Origin of the sequence: Nocardia bhagyanarayanae, assembly GCF_006716565.1 — a bacterium.
GTDB classification, from domain to species: domain Bacteria; phylum Actinomycetota; class Actinomycetes; order Mycobacteriales; family Mycobacteriaceae; genus Nocardia; species Nocardia bhagyanarayanae.
Genome location: NZ_VFPG01000001.1, coordinates 4,895,765 through 4,912,819 on the forward strand (window position 1 = coordinate 4,895,765; position 17,055 = coordinate 4,912,819).

Below are 17,055 nucleotides of genomic sequence, written 5' to 3' on the forward strand. Positions count from 1 at the left end.
ACGAGGAGGACACGTCATGGTGGACGTTCAGTCTGCCGAGCAGCCGGCCTGGGTTCCCGACGAACAGATCCGCGAGCGCAGCCGGCTGCTGGCCGCGATGCGCGCCTGGGGGTTCGGTGACGACGCCGCGGCGGTCACCGAGCTCAACGAGCGGGCCATCGCCGACCCCGAATGGTTCTGGCGGGCCGCGACAACCGACCTGGGCGTGGACTTCTCGGTCCCGTTCGATCGCGCCGTCGACGACTCGGCCGGAAAGCCGTTCCCACGGTGGTTCACCGGCGGTGGCGTCAATATCGCGCGGCTGGCCGCGCACCGGCACGCGCAGGGCCCCGCCGCGGACCGCCTCGCGGTCGTCTACGAGGGTGACGAGGGCGAGCGGCGCACGCTGACCTTCGCCGAACTCGACACCCAGGTGCGGCGTTTCGCCGCCAACCTCACTCAGCTGGGTGTGCGACGCGGCGACCGGGTGGTGCTGTTCATGCCGGTCGTGCCCGACGCCGCGGTGGCCTTCCTCGCGATCGCCATGATCGGCGCCGTCTCGGTGCCCACCTTCAGCGGTTACGCGCCGGACGCGCTCGCGACCCGCTTGCAGGACTCCGAAGCGGTGCTGCTGGTGACCGCGGACGGGACGACGCGGCGCGGCAAGCGTGTCGAACTGAAGGCGACCGCCGACGCGGCGCTGGAGTCCGCACCCACTGTCGACAAGGTCGTGGTCATCCGGCACCTGGGAACCGAGGTTCCGATGCGGGAGGGCCGCGACGTCTACTACGACGAGCTCGACCTCGATCCGGCTCCGGTGCCGACCGCCGACACCGAGTCCAACGATCCGCTGACCATCGTCTACACCTCGGGCACCACCGGCCGCCCGAAGGGCATCGTGCACTCCCACGGTGGCTTCGCGGTGAAGACGGCGGTCGACTTCGGCTACGGCTTCGACGTGCACGAGGGCGACGTCGTCTCCTGGATCACCGATCTCGGCTGGCTCGTCGGACCGATGCTGATGACCGGTCCGCTGCAGCTGGGCGCGACGATCGTGATGATCGAGGGCTTGCCGACGCATCCCACCGCGCACCGGATGTGGGAGATCGTCGAACGTAACGGCGTCACCGTCGCCGGTATCGCGCCGACGGCGGCGCGGGCGCTGAAAGCGGCGGGCGACGCGGTCATCCACACGATGCCGAGCCTGCGCACTTTCGTGTCCACCGGCGAGGCCTGGGACGAGCCCACCTGGTGGTGGCTGTTCCAGGAGGTCGGCGGTGGTACGCGACCCATCGTCAACTACAGCGGTGGCACCGAGGTCGGTGGCGGCATCCTGATCGGGTACCCGTTCCTGCCCGCTGCCCCGGCCGCCTTCACCGGCGCACTGCCCGGCGTGGACGCCGCAGTGTTCGGTGAGGACGGCACGCCGGTCGTCGGTGAGATCGGTGAACTGGTGGTACGCAACACCTTCCCCGGCATGACACATGCCTTCTGGCAGGACGATGAGCGCTATCTCGAGACCTACTGGAACCAGTGGGACGGTGTGTGGGTGCACGGCGACCTGGCCAGCATCGACGACCAGGGTATGTGGCGCATCCACGGCCGCTCCGACGACACGATCAAACTGTCGGGTCGCCGGGTCGGTCCGGCGGAGATCGAAGCGGCGCTGTTGCGCGACAACCGGATCGCCGAGGTCGCCGTGATCGGCGTGCCCGATGAACTGCGTGGTCAGCGCGCGGTCGCTTTCGCCGTGCTCCGTTCGGCCGGCCAGACACCGGAAGACCTGCAGGACACCGCGATCGGCAATGCGGGACGCTCGTTCGCCCCCTCGGTCGTCGTCGTGGAGAGCCTGCCCAAGACCAAGAACGGAAAGATCATGCGCCGGGCCATTCGGTCCCGGTATCTCGGGACCCCGACCGGAGACATGTCCTCCCTCGACCCCGCCACCCCACTCGAAGCGATCCCCGTGTCCGCGGGCGACGAACAGGAGTAGCAATGACCGCCGCTACAGCGACCGACGACAACGTCGAAGTCGTCCGACAGGCCACGCGTGAGCTCGCGCGCAAGTTCGACAACAACTACTGGCTCGACAAGGACAACAAGCACGAATACCCCTGGGAATTCGTGAAGGCCTTCGCCGCGGGTGGCTGGCTGGGCGCGATGATCCCCGAGGAATACGGCGGCATCGGTCTCGGCCTGAAGGAAGCCGCTGTCATGCTCGGGGAGATCTCGTCCTCCGGTGCGGGCATGAGCGGTGGGTCGGCGATCCACTTCTACGTTTTCCCGCCCGCCCCGATCGTGAAGTACGGCTCGGAGGAGATGAAGCGCGAGTATCTGCCCAAGCTCGCCTCGGGTGAGCTGCTGATGGCGTTCGGCGTCACCGAACCCACCGCGGGCGTCGACACTTCGCGCATCAAGACCAAGGCGACCAAGGTCGACGGCGGGTGGGTGATCAACGGGCAGAAGGTGTTCATCACCAACGCCCAGAACGCGCACAAGATCCTGCTGCTGGCCCGCACCTCGCCGCGGCGCGACGACAAGCCGCTGTGGGGCATGTCGCTGTTCCTGGCCGACATGGATCGCTCCAGCATCACCGTTCGCGAGATCGATAAGCTCGGCCGCGCCGCGATCGACACCAACGAACTGTTCATCGACAACCTCGAGGTGTCCGACGACCGGCTCGTCGGCGAGGTCGACAAGGGCTTCTACTACCTGCTCGACGGCCTGAATCCCGAGCGCATCGTGGTCGGCATGGAAGGCGTCGGCCTCGGTCGCGCCGCGCTCGAGATCGGCGCCGAATACGCCAAGAACCGCGTGGTGTTCGACCGCCCGATCGGCCAGAACCAGGCCGTGGCACATCCGCTGGCCGATTCGTGGATCCGTCTCGAGGCCGCCGAGGGCATGATCATGCGCGCGGCGGAACTGTTCGACGCGGGTCTGCCGTGCGGTCCCGAGGCGGCCGCGGCCAAATACCTCGGTGCCGAAGCCGGTTTCGAGGCGTGTGACCGCGCGTTCTCCACGCTCGGTGGATACGCCTACGCGAAGGAGTACCACATCGAGCGGCTGTGGCGGGAGGTGCGTCTGCTGCGTAATGCCCCGTTCTCCCAGGAGATGGTGCGCAACTACATCTCCCAGCAGGTGCTCGGCCTACCCCGTTCCTACTAGGAGGAGAACCGATGACGGGACCGTTGGCGGGTGTGCGTGTCGTCGTGCTGGCAGGCATGGGGCCGGTGCCCTATGTGTCGATGTTGCTGGCCGACATGGGCGCCGACGTCGTCCGGGTGGTGCGGCCACCGCACCGTTCGGCGCGCGAGTTGAGCCAGACCGTCGGCCTGACCGAGGAGACCGATGTGGTCAACCGGGGTGTCGGGTCGGTGGCGGTGGATCTGAAGGTCCCCGAAGGCCGCGAAGCTGTTCTGCGCCTCGCTGATTCGGCAGACGTTTTCATCGAGGGCTATCGGCCCGGTGTCACCGAGCGGCTGGGTCTGGGACCCGAGGTCGCCACCGTACGCAACCCCCGCCTGGTCTACGTCCGGCTCACCGGCTACGGCCAGACGGGTCCCCGCGCCAAGGACGCCGGACACGACATCAACTATGTCGCCCAGTCCGGTGCCCTGCACGCCCTCGCCTCCGCAGGTGGTGCGCCGCGGCCGCCGATCAACCTGCTCGGTGACTACGCCGGTGGCGGGGCGATCGGCGCGTTCGGCATCGCCTGCGCGCTGGTGGAGGCCGGGCGCACCGGCCGCGGACAGGTCATCGACGCGGCGATGGTCGACGGTGTCGCCGTGTTGACGGCCAAGTTGCAGGGCTTGCGCGCCGCCGGACTGTACTCCGACGAGCCGGGAACCAACTTCCTCGACTCCGGTGCCCCGTTCTACGACACCTACCGGTGCGCCGATGGTCGGTACTTGGCGGTCGGCGCGCTCGAACCCGACTTCTACCGTGAGTTCCTGAACCGGCTCGGTGCCGACACCACCGGCTGGCCGGGGCAGGACGACCGCGAACAGTGGCCGAGACTGCGCGAACTCATCGCCGACGCGGTCTCGAAACGGACCCGCGACGAGTGGTGGCGGATTTACCAGGGCACCGATGCCTGTGTGTCACCGGTGCTCACCTTCGACGAGGCCGCCCAAGACCCACATAACGTGGAACGGGGGGTGTTCGAACGGATTTCGGGGGTACTGCACCCCGCGCCCGCGCCGCGGTTCGACCGGACCCCGGCGCGCGCACCGTCGCGCCCGCCCACCGGACTCGGCGACCTCGACGACATCCTGCTGCGGTGGGCGACCGCCACCGTTCCCACCGGCGCCGACGCGGTGTCGATCAGCGAATGAAAGGACAGCAAGTGCCCGGTTACGAGGAGTTCTCGTCGTTGACGATCGACCGCCCCGCCGACGGCGTGCTGCGGATCGTGCTCGACGGCCCGAACCTGAATTCCGTTGGCGCCGAGGCACATCGGCACCTGGCAGACATCTGGCCGGTGATCGCGCTCGACGAATCGGTGCGCGCCGTCGTCATCCGCGGTGCGGGGGAGCGAGCCTTCTCCGCCGGGGGCAGCTTCGACCTGGTCGAGGCCATGATCGGTGACTACACCTCCCGGACACGGGTGATGAGGGAGGCACGGGACTTGGTGCGCAACATCATCGAGGTGCCTCAACCGATCATCTCCGCGATCAACGGCCCCGCCGCGGGCGCCGGTCTGGTGGCGGCGCTGCTCGCCGACATCTCGGTGGCGGGCCGGCGCGCCAAGATCGTCGACGGACACGTGCGCCTCGGCGTGGCGGCGGGCGATCACGCCGCGATCTGCTGGCCGCTGCTCACCTCGATGGCCAAGGCCAAGTACCACCTGCTGACCAACGAGGTGCTCACCGGGGAGGAGGCCGAACGCATCGGCATGGTGTCGCTGTGCGTGGACGACGATCAGGTCCAGGACCGCGCCATGGAGATCGCGCAGAAGCTGGCTGCCGGCTCGCGGGCGGGTATCCAGGGAACGAAGATGGCGCTCAACGGCTGGTACCGGCAGGCCATGCCGATCTTCGACGCGTCGCTGGGCCTCGAGTTCTACCACTTCGGTGGCCCCGATGTCGTCGAGGGCGTCGGCTCACACCGCGAGAAGCGGGAGCCCAAGTTCTCATGAGCACCGAACCCCCGCGTGCTCCGCTGGCCGGGGTGACGGTGATCGGCCTCGAACAGGCCATCGCCGCCCCGCTGTGCACCCGGCATCTCGCCGACCTCGGCGCCAGGGTGATCAAGGTCGAGCAGCCGGGATACGGCGACTCCACCAGGCATTACGACACGGTGGTCGGCGGCCTGTCGGCGCATTTCACCTGGCTCAACCACGGCAAGGAATCGGCGGCGCTCGACCTGCGCGCCGCCGATGACCTGGTGGTCCTCGAAGGGATGTTGACCGAGGCGGATGTGCTGGTCAGCAATCTCGGTCCCGGCGCGCTGGACCGGCTCGGTCTCGGTGTCGACGAGTTGACGCGCCGGTTTCCCCGGCTGATCATCGTCGACATCTCCGGCTATGGCCGTGGCGGTCCGCTCGACCACAAACGCGCCTACGACCTGCTGATCCAGGCTGAGGCGGGTTCGTGTGCGATCACCGGCACTCCCGGACATCCGGCCAAGCCCGGTATCCCCGTGGCCGATATCGGCACCGCGCTGTACTCGTACTCGGCGGTGCTGGCCGCGCTCTACGACCGTGAGCGCACGGGACGCGGCGCGGTCGTGCCGGTCGCGATGCTCGATGTGGTGTCGGAGATGATGGGCTTCGCGCTCAACCAGGTGCTGCACGCGGGCACGGAGCCGGTGCCGGTCGGCATAGGTTCGCCGATGATCGCCCCGTACGGCGCGTATCCGACCTCCGACGGGCAGACGGCGGTTCTCGGTACCACCAGCGATCGGGAGTGGCGGCGGATGACCGAGCTGATGGGCTGCCCAGAACTGGTCGAGGACCCGCGTTATCTGCACAACGACGACCGGGTCGCGCGTCGTGATGAGGTCGACGCGATCGTCGAACAGTGGTGCGCCACAAGAACTCTCGTTGAGATCCAGGACGCTGCCGACAAGGCGGGTATCGGCAACGCGCGGCTCAACGGCGTGCGTGAGCTCGCCGAGCATCCCCAGCTGCGAGAACGCGGCCGGTGGCGCGAGATCGGGACTCCGTCCGGACCCGTACCGGCCTTGCTGCCGCCGGGGACGGCACGGGACTGGCTGGTGACCAACGGTTCGGTGCCCGCGCTCGGCGCGCATACCGACGCGATCCGGGCCGAATTCGCGCCACGGGCCGCCCAGCCGAGCGAGACCTGATGGACCTGCCGCGCGTCGCCCCGCCGACCAGCCTGAAAACCACCGCCCTACAGGAGATCCGGCGGCGGATCTTCGCGGGTGAGCTGCGTCCGGGCGACAAGATCGACCAGGACGAGATCGCGGATTCGCTGGGAATCAGCAAGCTGCCGGTGCGCGAGGCGCTGATCGCCCTCGAACTGGAGAGTATCGTCGACATGCCGCCTCGGCGTGGGGCGTTCGTCGCCCCGATGACGCGCGACGACGTGCGCGATCACTACTGGTTGCTCGGCGTGGTCTCGGGGCTGGCCGCCGCTCGCGCGGCCACCCGGATCCCCGCGGCTTCGCTCGACGCGCTCGGCCGGATCCTGGACCGGATGACCACGGCGCCGAGCCGCGACCGCGAAACGCTGAACTTTGAATTCCATCGAACGATCAACCGCGCGAGTGGGTCCCGGCGTCTGCTCACCGAGCTCAAAGTGCTCGGCAGCGCGGGCCCGCACGGTTTCTACGAGACCCACAACGACTGGTCCGAGACCGCCGACCGCGATCACCGCGAAATCCTCGCGGCCCTGCGGGCCCGGGATGTGGCCACGGCTCGCGCCGTCACCGAGGAGCACTTCCTGCACGGTGGCGACCGGGCGGTGAACATGCTCGAATCTCGCGGCTTCTGGAAATGATATAATATTTTATGCGTGGATTAAGGAAGGTTGGGGTATGAGCCTCACAGCCGATGAGCAGCAGATGGTCGATCTGGTCGCCGACTTCGTCGACCAGCGGGTCAAGAACCGCGTGCGCGAGTTCGAGGAAGACGATGTCTACCCCGAGGAGTTCATCGAGGAGATGAAGAAGCTCGGCTTCTTCGGTCTGCTCGCGCCCGCCGAATTCGGTGGTGTCGACGTGAGCACCGCCTGTTTCGCCGGCGTCACCGAACAACTCGCGCGCGGCTGGATGAGCCTGGCAGGCGCCATCGGTGGCCACTCGGTGATCACCTACCTGATCAAGACCTTCGGCACGCCCGAGCAGAAGTCGAAGTACCTGCCGAAGATGGCCGAGGGCGCGATCCGGGCCACGATGGCACTGACCGAACCCGCAGGCGGCAGCGACCTTCAGGCCATGCGAACCACCGCTGTGCGCGACGGTGACCAGTGGTCCATCACCGGTTCCAAGACCTGGATCTCCAACGCCGCTCACTCGGGACTGATCGGTCTGTTGTGTATTACCGACCGTGACGCGAAGCCCGCCCACAAGGGCATGAGTGTCATTCTGGTCGAACCCGGTGACGGGATGGTCATCTCCAAGAAGCTGCCCAAGCTCGGCTACCGCGGCGTCGAAGCCTGCGAGCTGGTGTTCGACGGCCGCAAAGTCGGCGACGACGCCATCCTGGGCGGCGTGCCGAACCTGGGGTGGAGCCACATGATGCGCGGCCTCGAGGTCGGGCGCATCCAGGTGGCCTCGCGCGCACTCGGTGTCGGACAGGCCGCGCTCGACGCCGCCGTGCGCTACGCGCAGGAACGTGAGTCCTTCGGCAAGCCGATCTGGAAGCACCAGTCCGTCGGCAATTTGCTCGCCGACATGGCGACCAAACAGCGCGCCGCCCGCCTGCTGACCCTCGATGCCGCGCAGAAACTGGACGCGGGGGAGCGCGCCGACATGGAGGCGGGCATGGCGAAGCTGTTCGCGTCCGAGACCGCGATGCAGATCGCGCTGGATGCGATCCGCGTGCACGGCGGCTACGGCTACTCCAAGGAATACGACGTGGAGCGCTACTTCCGTGACGCGCCGCTGATGATCGTCGGTGAGGGCACCAACGAGATCCAGCGCAATGTCATTGCCGCACAGCTCATCGCCCGCAACTCGATCTGATCGGAGTCGATGGATGTCAACACTGCGCCGGGCCGCGATCGTCGCGCCCACCCGCACCCCCGTCGGCACTTTCGGCGGTTCCCTGCGTGACGTGCCGGTCGAGGACCTGGGCGCCACAGTGGTGAACGCGGTGATCGAGCGCTCCGGAATCGATCCCGAACGCATCGACGATGTCGTATTCGCCCAGTCCTACGCCAACTCCGAAGTGCCGTGCGTCGGCCGCTGGCTGGCCCTGCACGCCGGACTGCCGATCACCGTGCCTGGCATGCAGCTCGACCGGCGCTGCGGTGGTGGTCTGCAGGCACTGGCCACCTCGGCGATGATGGTGCAGACCGGCGCCGCGGATGTGGTGCTGGCCGGCGGTGTCGAGTCGATGAGCCGCATCGAGTACTACTCGACCAGCACCCGCTGGGGTGCACGGGCGGGCACCGTGCAGCTGTTCGACCGGCTCGACCGGGGACGTGAACGCTCGCAGCCGGCGGCCCGGTTCGGCAAGATCTCCGGGATGATCGAGACCGCCGAGAACCTCGCGCGGGACTACGGTTTGATGCGTGAGGAGGCCGACTCCTTCGCCGCGCGCAGCCACCAGAAGGCCGCTGAGGCCTGGGCGGAAGGCCGCTTCGCCGACGAGGTGGTTGCGGTGACCGTGCAGCAGCGCAAGGGCGATCCGGTGGTCTTCGCCGCCGACGAGGGGATCCGCCCGGATTCCACCGCGCAGACCCTGTCGAAGCTGCGCACGATCATGCCCGGCGGCACCGTCACCGCGGGTAACTCGAGCCAGCAGAACGACGCCGCCGCAGGGCTCCTCGTCGTCGCCGAGGACCAGCTCGACGCGCTGGGCCTCGAACCGATCGGCTACCTGACCGGCTGGGCCGTCGCGGGCTGCGAGCCCTCCCGCATGGGCATCGGCCCGGTGCCCGCCGTCGCGAAACTCGCTGCGCGCCAGGGCACCGACACCGTCTCGCTGCTCGATTCGATGGATCTCGTCGAGGTCAACGAGGCGTTCGCAGTCCAGGTCCTCGCGGTCCTGGAAGGCTGGGGCTGGCGCGAGCACGACCGGCTCAACGTCAACGGGTCCGGCATCTCGCTGGGCCACCCCATCGGCGCCACGGGGGTGCGCATGGTCACCACCCTGCTGCACGAACTGCGCCGCCGTGGCGGTGGCCGCGGGCTCGCCACCATGTGCATCGGCGGCGGCCAGGGCATGGCCGCCACCTTCGAGACCGCCTGATCACCGTTCAGGCACCGATTGTGCCCGGCGAATCGAACAGGCTCGCCGGGCACAGTCCTTTACCTCACGATCCGAACGAGAAACCATGAAGCAAGTCGGCACCCCGATGAAAACCGGTAAGCGATCACCATGTCCGGAGGAACCCGACATTCGGCTGGTGGTCCAATTCGCCACTATCCGAATGGAATTCGTGGCGTGTCTGACTGCTGCGCTGGTGTTCGTCCAGGACGTGGCGCGCCGCCGCCTCTGCGACGTCACTGTCGCATGCGGGCACTACCCAGATCTGCCCCGGCTGCCGAACGAACGCTTGTATCTTGTGCCTTGACCGGATGAAGGCCTGATCAGGCCTGAAACACGCCTAGCTCAGCCGGGCGGTGGATTCCCGACCCGGCGGCGCCGCCGCCGACCAGCCTGTTCGAATCCGAATCGCTCTAGGCGGTGCAGATTCGAACAGGCTGTTGTCGGTCAGGCACGCAGTAGTGCAGCGAACTTCGTGACCGGGGTGGCGGGGTCGCCGGTGGTGATCGCCGTCAGGAGGGCTTCGCTGCGTTCGACACCCATGTCGGCGACGGTGAGGTCGCGGAACTTGGCGTCCAGATCCGCCTGAGACATCGGGTTTTCCGCGGTGCCGCGCGGGTTGTCGACGAAGACGTGCTGGTTGGTGCCGTCGCGGTAGGTGACCGTGATGTCGGCGATCCAGCGGCCCGGGTATTCGGTGTCGAGTTCGGCGTCGACCTCGATCTTCACCCGCCGCGCCATAGCGGCGACCTCGCTGCCCGCGCTGAGGTCGAGTCGGCCGGCCAGGTAATCGTGGTGGGTGCGGAAACCGTTGCCGCGGCCCAGGATCGCCAGGGCGAACTGGAACGGCAGGCTGTACTGCAGGTGCTCGATGATTTGGGGAGCGTAGGCATTGGCGTTCTGGTTGCCGATGATCACATCACCACCGGACTGGATGCCGAGCCGAATGGATTCGACCTCGGCGGCCCGCGCGGTCAGCTGCTGAGCGCCGTCGATGTAGGCATGGTTGATACCGCAGCAGCAGTACGGCTTGATCCACACCCGCGAGATCTCGAACGACGCGTCGGGCGCGAAGAGCGCCGCGGCGGCTGCTTCGTCGACCGGACGGCCGACGAAGGTGCGGTAGAACCCTTTGCCGCCGCTGAGGAAGGTGGTCGGGCCGGTGATGCCGGCGGCGGCCATCTCCGCCGCGCGGATACCGTTGCGGGTGCCGATACCCGAATGCAGCCGTTTCACCGAGCCGCCCGTGGACGTGTACTCGGTGGTGCCCGAGCTGTGGCTCATCGCGATCGACAGCGCGTGCACGGTGCGCTCGGCGTCGAAACCGCGCATCTTCGCGACCACGGCAGCGGCGCCGAAAGCCGACAGCACACCGTGCGGGTGGAAGCCGCGCTCGAGCAACTGCGGCGCGGCCAGGATGCCGATCCGGGTGTAGACCTCGTAGCCGGCGACGATGCCGGTGATCACCTCGGCCATCGAGGCGCCGAGCTCCTCGCCGACGGCGATGGCCGCCGAGACCACCGCGCTGCCGGGGTGGCTCGAGCTGGAGCGGTGGGCGTCGTCGTACTCGAAACCGTGCCCGTAGCTCGCGTTGACGAAGGCCGCGTCGGCAGCGCTCATTTCGTCACTCGACGCGGTGACGTGGGCGGTGCCCGGTGCGTGCGAGGCCTTGGTCAGCTCGAGCACGGCCCGGCTCCACGGCAGGGACGCGCAGCCGATCTGCACGGCCAGCTGGTCTTGCATCAACCGGCGAGCGCCTGCGATCGCGTCGGCGGGCAGTGAGTCGTAGTCCAGGTCGGAGACGAGCCGGGCGACGGCGGTCTCGAGTGGGGGAAGGGAAGGCATGGAGAACCTTTCGGGTATGTGAACGTCAGGCCAGCGTGTCGAGCAGCGGTTGGGGCAGGCCGTAGGACTTGCACTCGACATAGGCGTCGAAGCCTTCGAGTCCAGCTTCGCGGCCGATGCCGCTGTTCTTGAATCCGCCCAGCGGGGCGAAGAAGCCGGCCGGGGTGCCGTTGAGTTCGACTGTGCCGGTGCGGATGTGCCGGGCTACGGCCAGTGCGTGGGCGGGATCGGCGGCGAAGACGGATCCGTTGAGACCGTAGGTGGAGTTGTTGGCGATGTCGATCGCCTCGGCCTCGGTGTCGAAGGTGTGCACGGTCAGCACCGGACCGAAGACCTCTTCCTGCGCGATCTTGGCGTTGGGGTCGACGTCGGCGAAGATGGTCGGCTGTACGTACCAGCCGCGGTCCAGGCCTTCGGGCCTGCCACCGCCGACGAGCACCTTGTTGCCATCGGACCGGGCCTGCGCGATGTAGCTTTCCACGCGCTCACGCTGAGCGCTGCTCACCAGCGGACCCACCTCCGTCGCCGGATCGAACGGGTCACCCACGGGCATCGATTTCACCATGTCGCGCAACCGGTCGTAGAGCTCGTCGCGCAGCGAACGGGCCACCACGATGCGGGTCTTGTTGCTGCACACCTGTCCGGTGTTGCGCAGTGACAACGCCCGGATCACGGGCACCGCGGCATCGAGGTCGGCGTCGTCGAGCAGCACCGCGGCCGACTTGCCGCCGAGCTCGAGGGTGACCCGGCGCAGATCCTGCCCGCAGATGGCGGCGATCCGGCGGCCGGCGGCAGTCGAGCCGGTGAACGAGACCTTGTCGATGCCGGGATGGCGGACCAGGTGCTCACTGACCTCACGCCCCGCGACGACGATGTTGACGACGCCTTCGGGCAGACCGGCCTGCTCGAAGATCTCGGCGAGCAGATACGCCGACATCGCGGTCTCCGGAGACGGCTTGAGCACCGTGGTGCACCCGGCCAGCAGCGCGGGCGCCAGCTTGATGATGGCGATCTGCAGCGGTGCGTTCCACGGCACCACCGCGGCCACGACGCCGACGGGCTCGCGCGTGACGAGTGCGTTGCCGGTGACCGAGCGGCGAATATCGGACCACTGGTAGCGCGGGGCGAGCTCGAGGAACGCATCGAGCAGCATGCGGGTGCCCATCGACTGCATCCGGGTCGACAGCGTGATCGGGCACCCCATCTCGGCGCTGATCAGCCGCGCGATCTCGTCCTGCCGGTCCGCGAGAGCCTCGCTCACGCGGGTGAGCACCGCGATCCGTTCTGCGAGCTCCATATTCGCCCACGGGCCACGGTCGAACGCGGTGCGGGCGGCGGCGACAGCGGCGTCGATATCGGCCTCGCTGCCCTCGGCGATGCGGGCGAGGGGTTGCTCGGTGGCGGGGGAGATCACCTCGAACGTGCGCTGCGATGCCGGGCTCACCCATCCGCCGCCGATGAACAGCTTGTCGAACTGTCCCTGCCACAACTCTGTTTGAACACTCATGGGGTAGACCTATCGTCCTCGTCGGCGATTGTGTCCGGGTGGGAATTCCCTGGTCAGCGGTGTTTCGCGCGCAGCGCCCGCCGACGTTCTGTGACCCGGCTCATGTAAAGTATATGATATAACGTCGCGCACAAGCCATGGTCGCCGTGTGCGCCGCCACTTGCGCCTTGTTCTGTCGGCGCCTTCGCGCACCCGGTCGACCTTCGCTGGATGTGGCCCGTAACACGTGCCGGGATAATATATAATATGAGCACATGAGTAGAGGGAGACAGGCTATGCAGCACAGGCCGCTCGACGGAATTCGGATCCTGGAGATCGGGGGCTACATCTCGCTCCCGTTCGCCACCTCGATGTTGTGCGCGCTAGGTGCCGAAGTGGTGAAGGTGGAGCGGCCCCTCACGGGCGAGGACTTCCGCCGCCACCAGAACGACGGCAGCCCGTACTTCCGCCAGTACAACACCGGCAAGCGCAGCCTGGCCGTCGACCTCAAGCAACCCGAGGGCATCGCCCTGGTGAAAGCGCTGATCCCGCGATTCGACGTGGTACTCGAGAACATGCGCCCCGGCAAGGTGGCCGCCATGGGCCTCGGCCCCGAGGTCTGCCGCGAACTGCGTCCCGACATCGTCTACGGTTCGGTGACCGGCTTCGGAGCGGGCGGCCCGCTGGCGAACCGGCCCGCCTACGACACTATCGGCCAGGCCTTCGGGGGCCTTTACTCCCTGTTCGGCGACGAGGGTCACCCCCAGCTCACCGGTGGCCTCAACGCCGACCTGGTTACCGGGCTGAGTACCGCCGCGGGCGTGCTCGCTGCGCTGGTCGGCCGGTACCGCACCGGTGAACCGCAGCACGTCGAGACCTCCATCATGGAGGCGGTCAGCGTGCTCGTCACCGACGGCATCACCCAGGCCTTCGAACTCGGCGCCGACCCGACCCGGCGCAGTAGGCATCCGCAGGCGCAGAACTTCTGCGCGCCGACCGCCTCCGGGGAGTACATCGCCGTGCACCTGTCCTCGTCGCAGAAGTTCTGGCAAGCACTGTGCCGGGCGATGGACCGCGCCGACCTCACCGTAGATCCGCGCTTCGCGGAATACCGGCCCCGTGAGGCGAACTATTTCGAACTCGCCGAGATAGTCGAGGCCGAATTCGAACAGCGCTCGTTCGCGGAGTGGGAGAAGCGGCTGACCGCCGAGGACGTGCCTTTCGCGCCGGTCTTGTCGATGACCGGCTATGTCGAGCATGAACAGGTCCAGTGGCTGCGCATGGTCGAGCCGCAGGACGACGGGCTCGCGCTGCTGCGTCCGCCGTGGCGCTTCGGCGGCGAGCGGCCCGAGCGCCCGGGCGTCGCTCCGCGGGTGGGTGCGGACACTCGCGCCGTCGCCGGCGAGGTATATCCGGCCGAGAAGATCGACGAACTCGTGGCCGCGGGTGTGCTCTCGGTGGACGGCTGACCGTGACGGGCCTCCGCACAACGGCGAGGAGTTCGATTTCCGCCTCCGGCCGAATATCTCCGATCGTCCCGCCAACAGCTACCGCACCACGCGCGCGCTGCTGGAGGAGGTCGTGACCTGGCGCAGCGAATAGCTCTCCGGTTCGCGCCGGTCTGCGAGGCGCGGCGAACCCCGACGCAATGGTCGGGCCGGTGCACGAAGCCAATGTCGTCTTCGCGTACCGGCCCGATTGCTGTTGTACGGAAACACCGGGACCGCAAGGCTATTCAGCAGTCCCGAGGACTCCCGCGGAACGCAACTTCCCGAGTTCGCTGTCGCTGAGACCGAGGACTTCGGCGAAGACCTGATCGGTATCGGCACCGAGGGCGGCGGCCGGGCGCACCGGTCCGTACTGGCTGTCCTCACGGATTGGGCTGTGCGCCGAGATGACTGGTCCGATACCGGGCTGATCGATTTCGGTCAGCACCCGGCTGCCCGCGCCCGCCTCGAAATCGGCTACCACATCACTCATCTGGCGGTAGCGGCTCCACAGCACGCCCGCCTCGGTGAGCGCCGCTCCCACAGCGTCGAGGGACAGGCCGGCAAACCAGGGACGCATCACTGCGGCGATGGTCTCGCGGTGGATGTACCGGTGCGCTTCGTCGGCGAAGTCCACACCGAGGGTCTGTTCGAGCGAGGCGATCACCTTCGCCGCGCCGGTCGCCGTGCACAACGCCTGCCACTGACGCGGGGTGAGCGCGACCACCATGACGCGTCCATCGTCGGCGGTGACGAAGTCGGCGCCGAACGAGCCGTACATGTAGTTGCCGTGGCGCGGACGGTCACCGCGTTCCCGAACCTCGCTGAGCCACCCAAGATTCGCGACACCGGCTAGGGCGACGTCGGCCAGCGCGATCTGCAGATGCGCGCCTTCACCGGACCGTTCACGACGGTGCAGGGCGGCGAGCAGCGCGGTGGTCGCGGTCATGCCCGCGATCAGATCCCACGCGGGCAGCACATGATTCACCGGGGTACGCGAATCGGCGGGCCCGGTGAGATCGGTGACGCCGACCTCGGTGTTGACTGTGTAGTCCACCGCGGGGCCGCCACCGGCCTGGCCACCGATGTGCACCTTGATCACATCGGCGCGCCGGCCCGCGAGCGCCTCGTAGGAGAACCACGGCCGCCCGACCGCGTTGTCGATGACGATCCCCGCGTCCTTGCCGGGCGCGGTCGCCAAGGCGAGCACCAGTTCCCGGCCCTGCTCGCTGCGCACGTCCACCGCGATCGACTGCTTGCCGCGGTTGAGCGAATTCCAGTACAGGCTCTCGCCGTTGCGCTTGGCCACCGGCCAGCGGTGGTAGTCGGGTCCGCCGCCGAGCGGGTCGACGCGAATGACCTGCGCGCCGAGCTGGGCGAGGGTCATGCCCGCGGAGGGCCCTGCCACGAAACTGGCGAACTCGACGACGCGGAGGCCCGCCAGCGGCTGCCCGCTCAAGCGCGCACCACCAGGTAAAGGTCGGCATGGCCTGGCATCTGCATCGCGCTACTCCTTCGTCCGCGGCGGACCGCTCCTTCTTTGGAAATATAATATATCTAAGTCTGCTGAGGTCAGGGCGTCAGCACCGTGATCGGGTCAAGGGGAGCCCGTCATCCTGCGCATCGAGACGGGGGCGCGCCAGCCGCAGGGTAGGCCGCAGGTGGCCACCACCTCGTGCTGGATGGAGCCGTCGGAGAAGTGCTGGACCACCCTCGATGCCGAGGCGGGATAGCCGCATGCGCCACATCGTCCGAAGTAGTCGAGGAGTTCGTAGACGGTAGTACTGACAGGTGCTGACACTGTTCGCTCCGGGGATCTGTGGTGGCGGGTCGGCGGGCCGAAACTCGTCCGGGTTGATTACGCATAATATATTCTCTGATGCCGAGTGTGTCGCCAGAGCTGATCCGGTTCGCCCGAGTCGGGTCAGTTCGGGCGTTCCGCCGTGTCCCGATCGGGGACCGGCGCCGACCAGGATGTGAGAATGCGCAGCTTCTCGTGGGAGGTCGTCCCCGGATCGGCCGACCAGAGGACCAGCTGCTGCTCCGAATCGCCGGACGAACTGAAAGTGTCCCAGTTCAAGGTCATCTCACCGACATCCGGATGATGGAGGGTTTTCGAGCCGAACTCCTGCCGGGCCACATTCCGTGCCGCCCACCACTGCCGGAACCGTTCGTCGGCGATGGACAGTTCGCCGACCAGCGCGGTGAGCTGGGGGTCGGTCGGATTTGCCGCGGCGTCCATACGGAGGATGGCGACGCACGTGCGCGCGACGCTTTCCCAGTCGTCGTACAGTGTGCGCATCGCCGGATCGGTGAAGACCATCCGCACGTAGTTGCGCTGCCGGGGTGTCATCTGGCCGAAGTCGGTGATCAAGGCCGCTGCGAGGCGGTTCCAGGCGAGGATGTCGAGATAGCGTCCGAACACCAGGGCCGGTGTCTCGGTGAGCTGGTCGAGCAGACGCTGCAGCTGGGGGCGCACGGATTTCTGGCCTCGTTTGGCCGGGCGGCGATCGGAGCGGCGGACCAGGTTCTCGGCGTAGTCACGTTGGGCGTCGTCCAGGCGCAGGACCCGCACCAGGGCGTCCAGAACCGGCTCCGACGGTGCGAGTCTGCCCTGCTCGATCCTGGTGTAGTAGTCGTGGCTGATCGCGGCCAGGTCCGCGACCTCCTCACGACGCAGACCAGCGACCCGGCGCGCCGCGGCGCTGTGCACCGTCAGGCCGATGTCCTGCGGACTCAGCTCGGCGCGGCGCGCTTTCAGGAATCCGCCCAGTTCGCGAAGGTGGGGCGCTCTCTCGGTCATTTCTCCACGGTATGCCCGTCGGCGATGCCGTGCCTGGGACAATTTCTTCCCACGC

General features: G+C 67.8%; 14 protein-coding genes. 10 read left to right on the forward strand and 4 right to left on the reverse strand.

Features of this window, described 5'->3' with window-relative positions; all coding sequences use genetic code 11:
- Nucleotides 1-16: 16 nt before the first annotated feature.
- The 9 genes from FB390_RS21145 (at nt 17) to FB390_RS21185 (ending at nt 9,686) form a co-directional block, all read left to right on the forward strand.
- Nucleotides 17-1,972: an AMP-binding protein gene (locus tag FB390_RS21145; protein WP_141810491.1), complete on the forward strand. Its 1,956-nt coding sequence runs from the start codon at nt 17-19 to the stop codon at nt 1,970-1,972.
- A 2-nt stretch (nt 1,973-1,974) separates the two neighbouring features.
- The gene (locus FB390_RS21150) at nt 1,975-3,144 is read left to right on the forward strand and encodes an acyl-CoA dehydrogenase family protein (RefSeq protein WP_141810492.1); all 1,170 of its coding nucleotides are present in this window, start codon (nt 1,975-1,977) and stop codon (nt 3,142-3,144) included.
- Between the two features lie 11 nt (nt 3,145-3,155).
- On the forward strand, nt 3,156-4,313 hold the full coding sequence (locus FB390_RS21155; RefSeq protein WP_141810493.1) for a CaiB/BaiF CoA transferase family protein: 1,158 nt from the start codon (nt 3,156-3,158) through the stop codon (nt 4,311-4,313).
- A gap of 11 nt (nt 4,314-4,324) precedes the next feature.
- Nucleotides 4,325-5,116, forward strand: a complete 792-nt coding sequence (locus tag FB390_RS21160) for an enoyl-CoA hydratase/isomerase family protein (RefSeq protein WP_141811936.1) — start codon at nt 4,325-4,327, stop codon at nt 5,114-5,116.
- The gene (locus tag FB390_RS21165) at nt 5,113-6,288 is read left to right on the forward strand and encodes a CaiB/BaiF CoA transferase family protein (protein WP_141810494.1); all 1,176 of its coding nucleotides are present in this window, start codon (nt 5,113-5,115) and stop codon (nt 6,286-6,288) included. Before FB390_RS21160 ends, FB390_RS21165 begins: the two co-directional genes overlap by 4 nt.
- Nucleotides 6,288-6,944 carry a GntR family transcriptional regulator gene (locus FB390_RS21170; RefSeq protein WP_141810495.1) on the forward strand — a complete coding sequence of 219 codons (657 nt, stop codon included), beginning with the start codon at nt 6,288-6,290 and terminating at the stop codon, nt 6,942-6,944. The genes FB390_RS21165 and FB390_RS21170 overlap by 1 nt, the downstream gene beginning before the upstream one ends.
- Before the next feature lie 37 nt (nt 6,945-6,981).
- Nucleotides 6,982-8,130, forward strand: a complete 1,149-nt coding sequence (locus tag FB390_RS21175) for an acyl-CoA dehydrogenase family protein (protein ID WP_141810496.1) — start codon at nt 6,982-6,984, stop codon at nt 8,128-8,130.
- Between the two features lie 13 nt (nt 8,131-8,143).
- On the forward strand, nt 8,144-9,361 hold the full coding sequence (locus FB390_RS21180; RefSeq protein WP_221639332.1) for an acetyl-CoA C-acetyltransferase: 1,218 nt from the start codon (nt 8,144-8,146) through the stop codon (nt 9,359-9,361).
- An 85-nt stretch (nt 9,362-9,446) separates the two neighbouring features.
- Complete coding sequence (locus FB390_RS21185) at nt 9,447-9,686, forward strand: hypothetical protein (RefSeq protein WP_141810497.1); 240 nt, start codon at nt 9,447-9,449, stop codon at nt 9,684-9,686.
- A 140-nt stretch (nt 9,687-9,826) separates the two neighbouring features.
- Here FB390_RS21185 and FB390_RS21190 read toward each other — a convergent pair whose 3' ends face one another.
- Both FB390_RS21190 and FB390_RS21195 read right to left on the reverse strand, forming a co-directional pair.
- Entirely contained in the window at nt 9,827-11,224 is a 1,398-nt protein-coding gene (locus FB390_RS21190; protein WP_141810498.1) for an MmgE/PrpD family protein, read from the reverse strand.
- 25 nt (nt 11,225-11,249) lie between these two features.
- Nucleotides 11,250-12,731, reverse strand: a complete 1,482-nt coding sequence (locus FB390_RS21195) for an aldehyde dehydrogenase (protein ID WP_141810499.1) — start codon at nt 12,729-12,731, stop codon at nt 11,250-11,252.
- A gap of 275 nt (nt 12,732-13,006) precedes the next feature.
- Here FB390_RS21195 and FB390_RS21200 point away from each other — a divergent pair, with 275 nt between their 5' ends.
- Nucleotides 13,007-14,179 (forward strand): CaiB/BaiF CoA transferase family protein, encoded by a 1,173-nt coding sequence (locus FB390_RS21200; RefSeq protein WP_141810500.1) that lies wholly within the window; start codon nt 13,007-13,009, stop codon nt 14,177-14,179.
- 262 nt (nt 14,180-14,441) lie between these two features.
- Here FB390_RS21200 and FB390_RS21205 read toward each other — a convergent pair whose 3' ends face one another.
- On the reverse strand, nt 14,442-15,656 hold the full coding sequence (locus tag FB390_RS21205) for a CoA transferase (RefSeq protein ID WP_141810501.1): 1,215 nt from the start codon (nt 15,654-15,656) through the stop codon (nt 14,442-14,444).
- Between the two features lie 465 nt (nt 15,657-16,121).
- The gene (locus FB390_RS21210; RefSeq protein WP_141810502.1) at nt 16,122-17,000 is read right to left on the reverse strand and encodes a helix-turn-helix domain-containing protein; all 879 of its coding nucleotides are present in this window, start codon (nt 16,998-17,000) and stop codon (nt 16,122-16,124) included.
- Nucleotides 17,001-17,055 lie beyond the last annotated feature (55 nt).

Excerpts from the sequence above, each read along its gene's own strand:
- FB390_RS21185 (WP_141810497.1), top strand. The coding sequence starts at position 9,447 with ATGAAGCAAGTCGGCACCCCGATGAAAACCGGTAAGCGATCACCATGT.
- FB390_RS21170 (WP_141810495.1), top strand. The coding sequence starts at position 6,288 with ATGGACCTGCCGCGCGTCGCCCCGCCGACCAGCCTGAAAACCACCGCC.
- FB390_RS21180 (WP_221639332.1), top strand. The coding sequence starts at position 8,144 with ATGTCAACACTGCGCCGGGCCGCGATCGTCGCGCCCACCCGCACCCCC.
- FB390_RS21175 (WP_141810496.1), top strand. The coding sequence starts at position 6,982 with ATGAGCCTCACAGCCGATGAGCAGCAGATGGTCGATCTGGTCGCCGAC.
- FB390_RS21210 (WP_141810502.1), bottom strand. The coding sequence starts at position 17,000 with ATGACCGAGAGAGCGCCCCACCTTCGCGAACTGGGCGGATTCCTGAAA.
- FB390_RS21145 (WP_141810491.1), top strand. The coding sequence starts at position 17 with ATGGTGGACGTTCAGTCTGCCGAGCAGCCGGCCTGGGTTCCCGACGAA.
- FB390_RS21200 (WP_141810500.1), top strand. The coding sequence starts at position 13,007 with ATGCAGCACAGGCCGCTCGACGGAATTCGGATCCTGGAGATCGGGGGC.
- FB390_RS21165 (WP_141810494.1), top strand. The coding sequence starts at position 5,113 with ATGAGCACCGAACCCCCGCGTGCTCCGCTGGCCGGGGTGACGGTGATC.
- FB390_RS21190 (WP_141810498.1), bottom strand. The coding sequence starts at position 11,224 with ATGCCTTCCCTTCCCCCACTCGAGACCGCCGTCGCCCGGCTCGTCTCC.
- FB390_RS21195 (WP_141810499.1), bottom strand. The coding sequence starts at position 12,731 with ATGAGTGTTCAAACAGAGTTGTGGCAGGGACAGTTCGACAAGCTGTTC.
- FB390_RS21155 (WP_141810493.1), top strand. The coding sequence starts at position 3,156 with ATGACGGGACCGTTGGCGGGTGTGCGTGTCGTCGTGCTGGCAGGCATG.
- FB390_RS21150 (WP_141810492.1), top strand. The coding sequence starts at position 1,975 with ATGACCGCCGCTACAGCGACCGACGACAACGTCGAAGTCGTCCGACAG.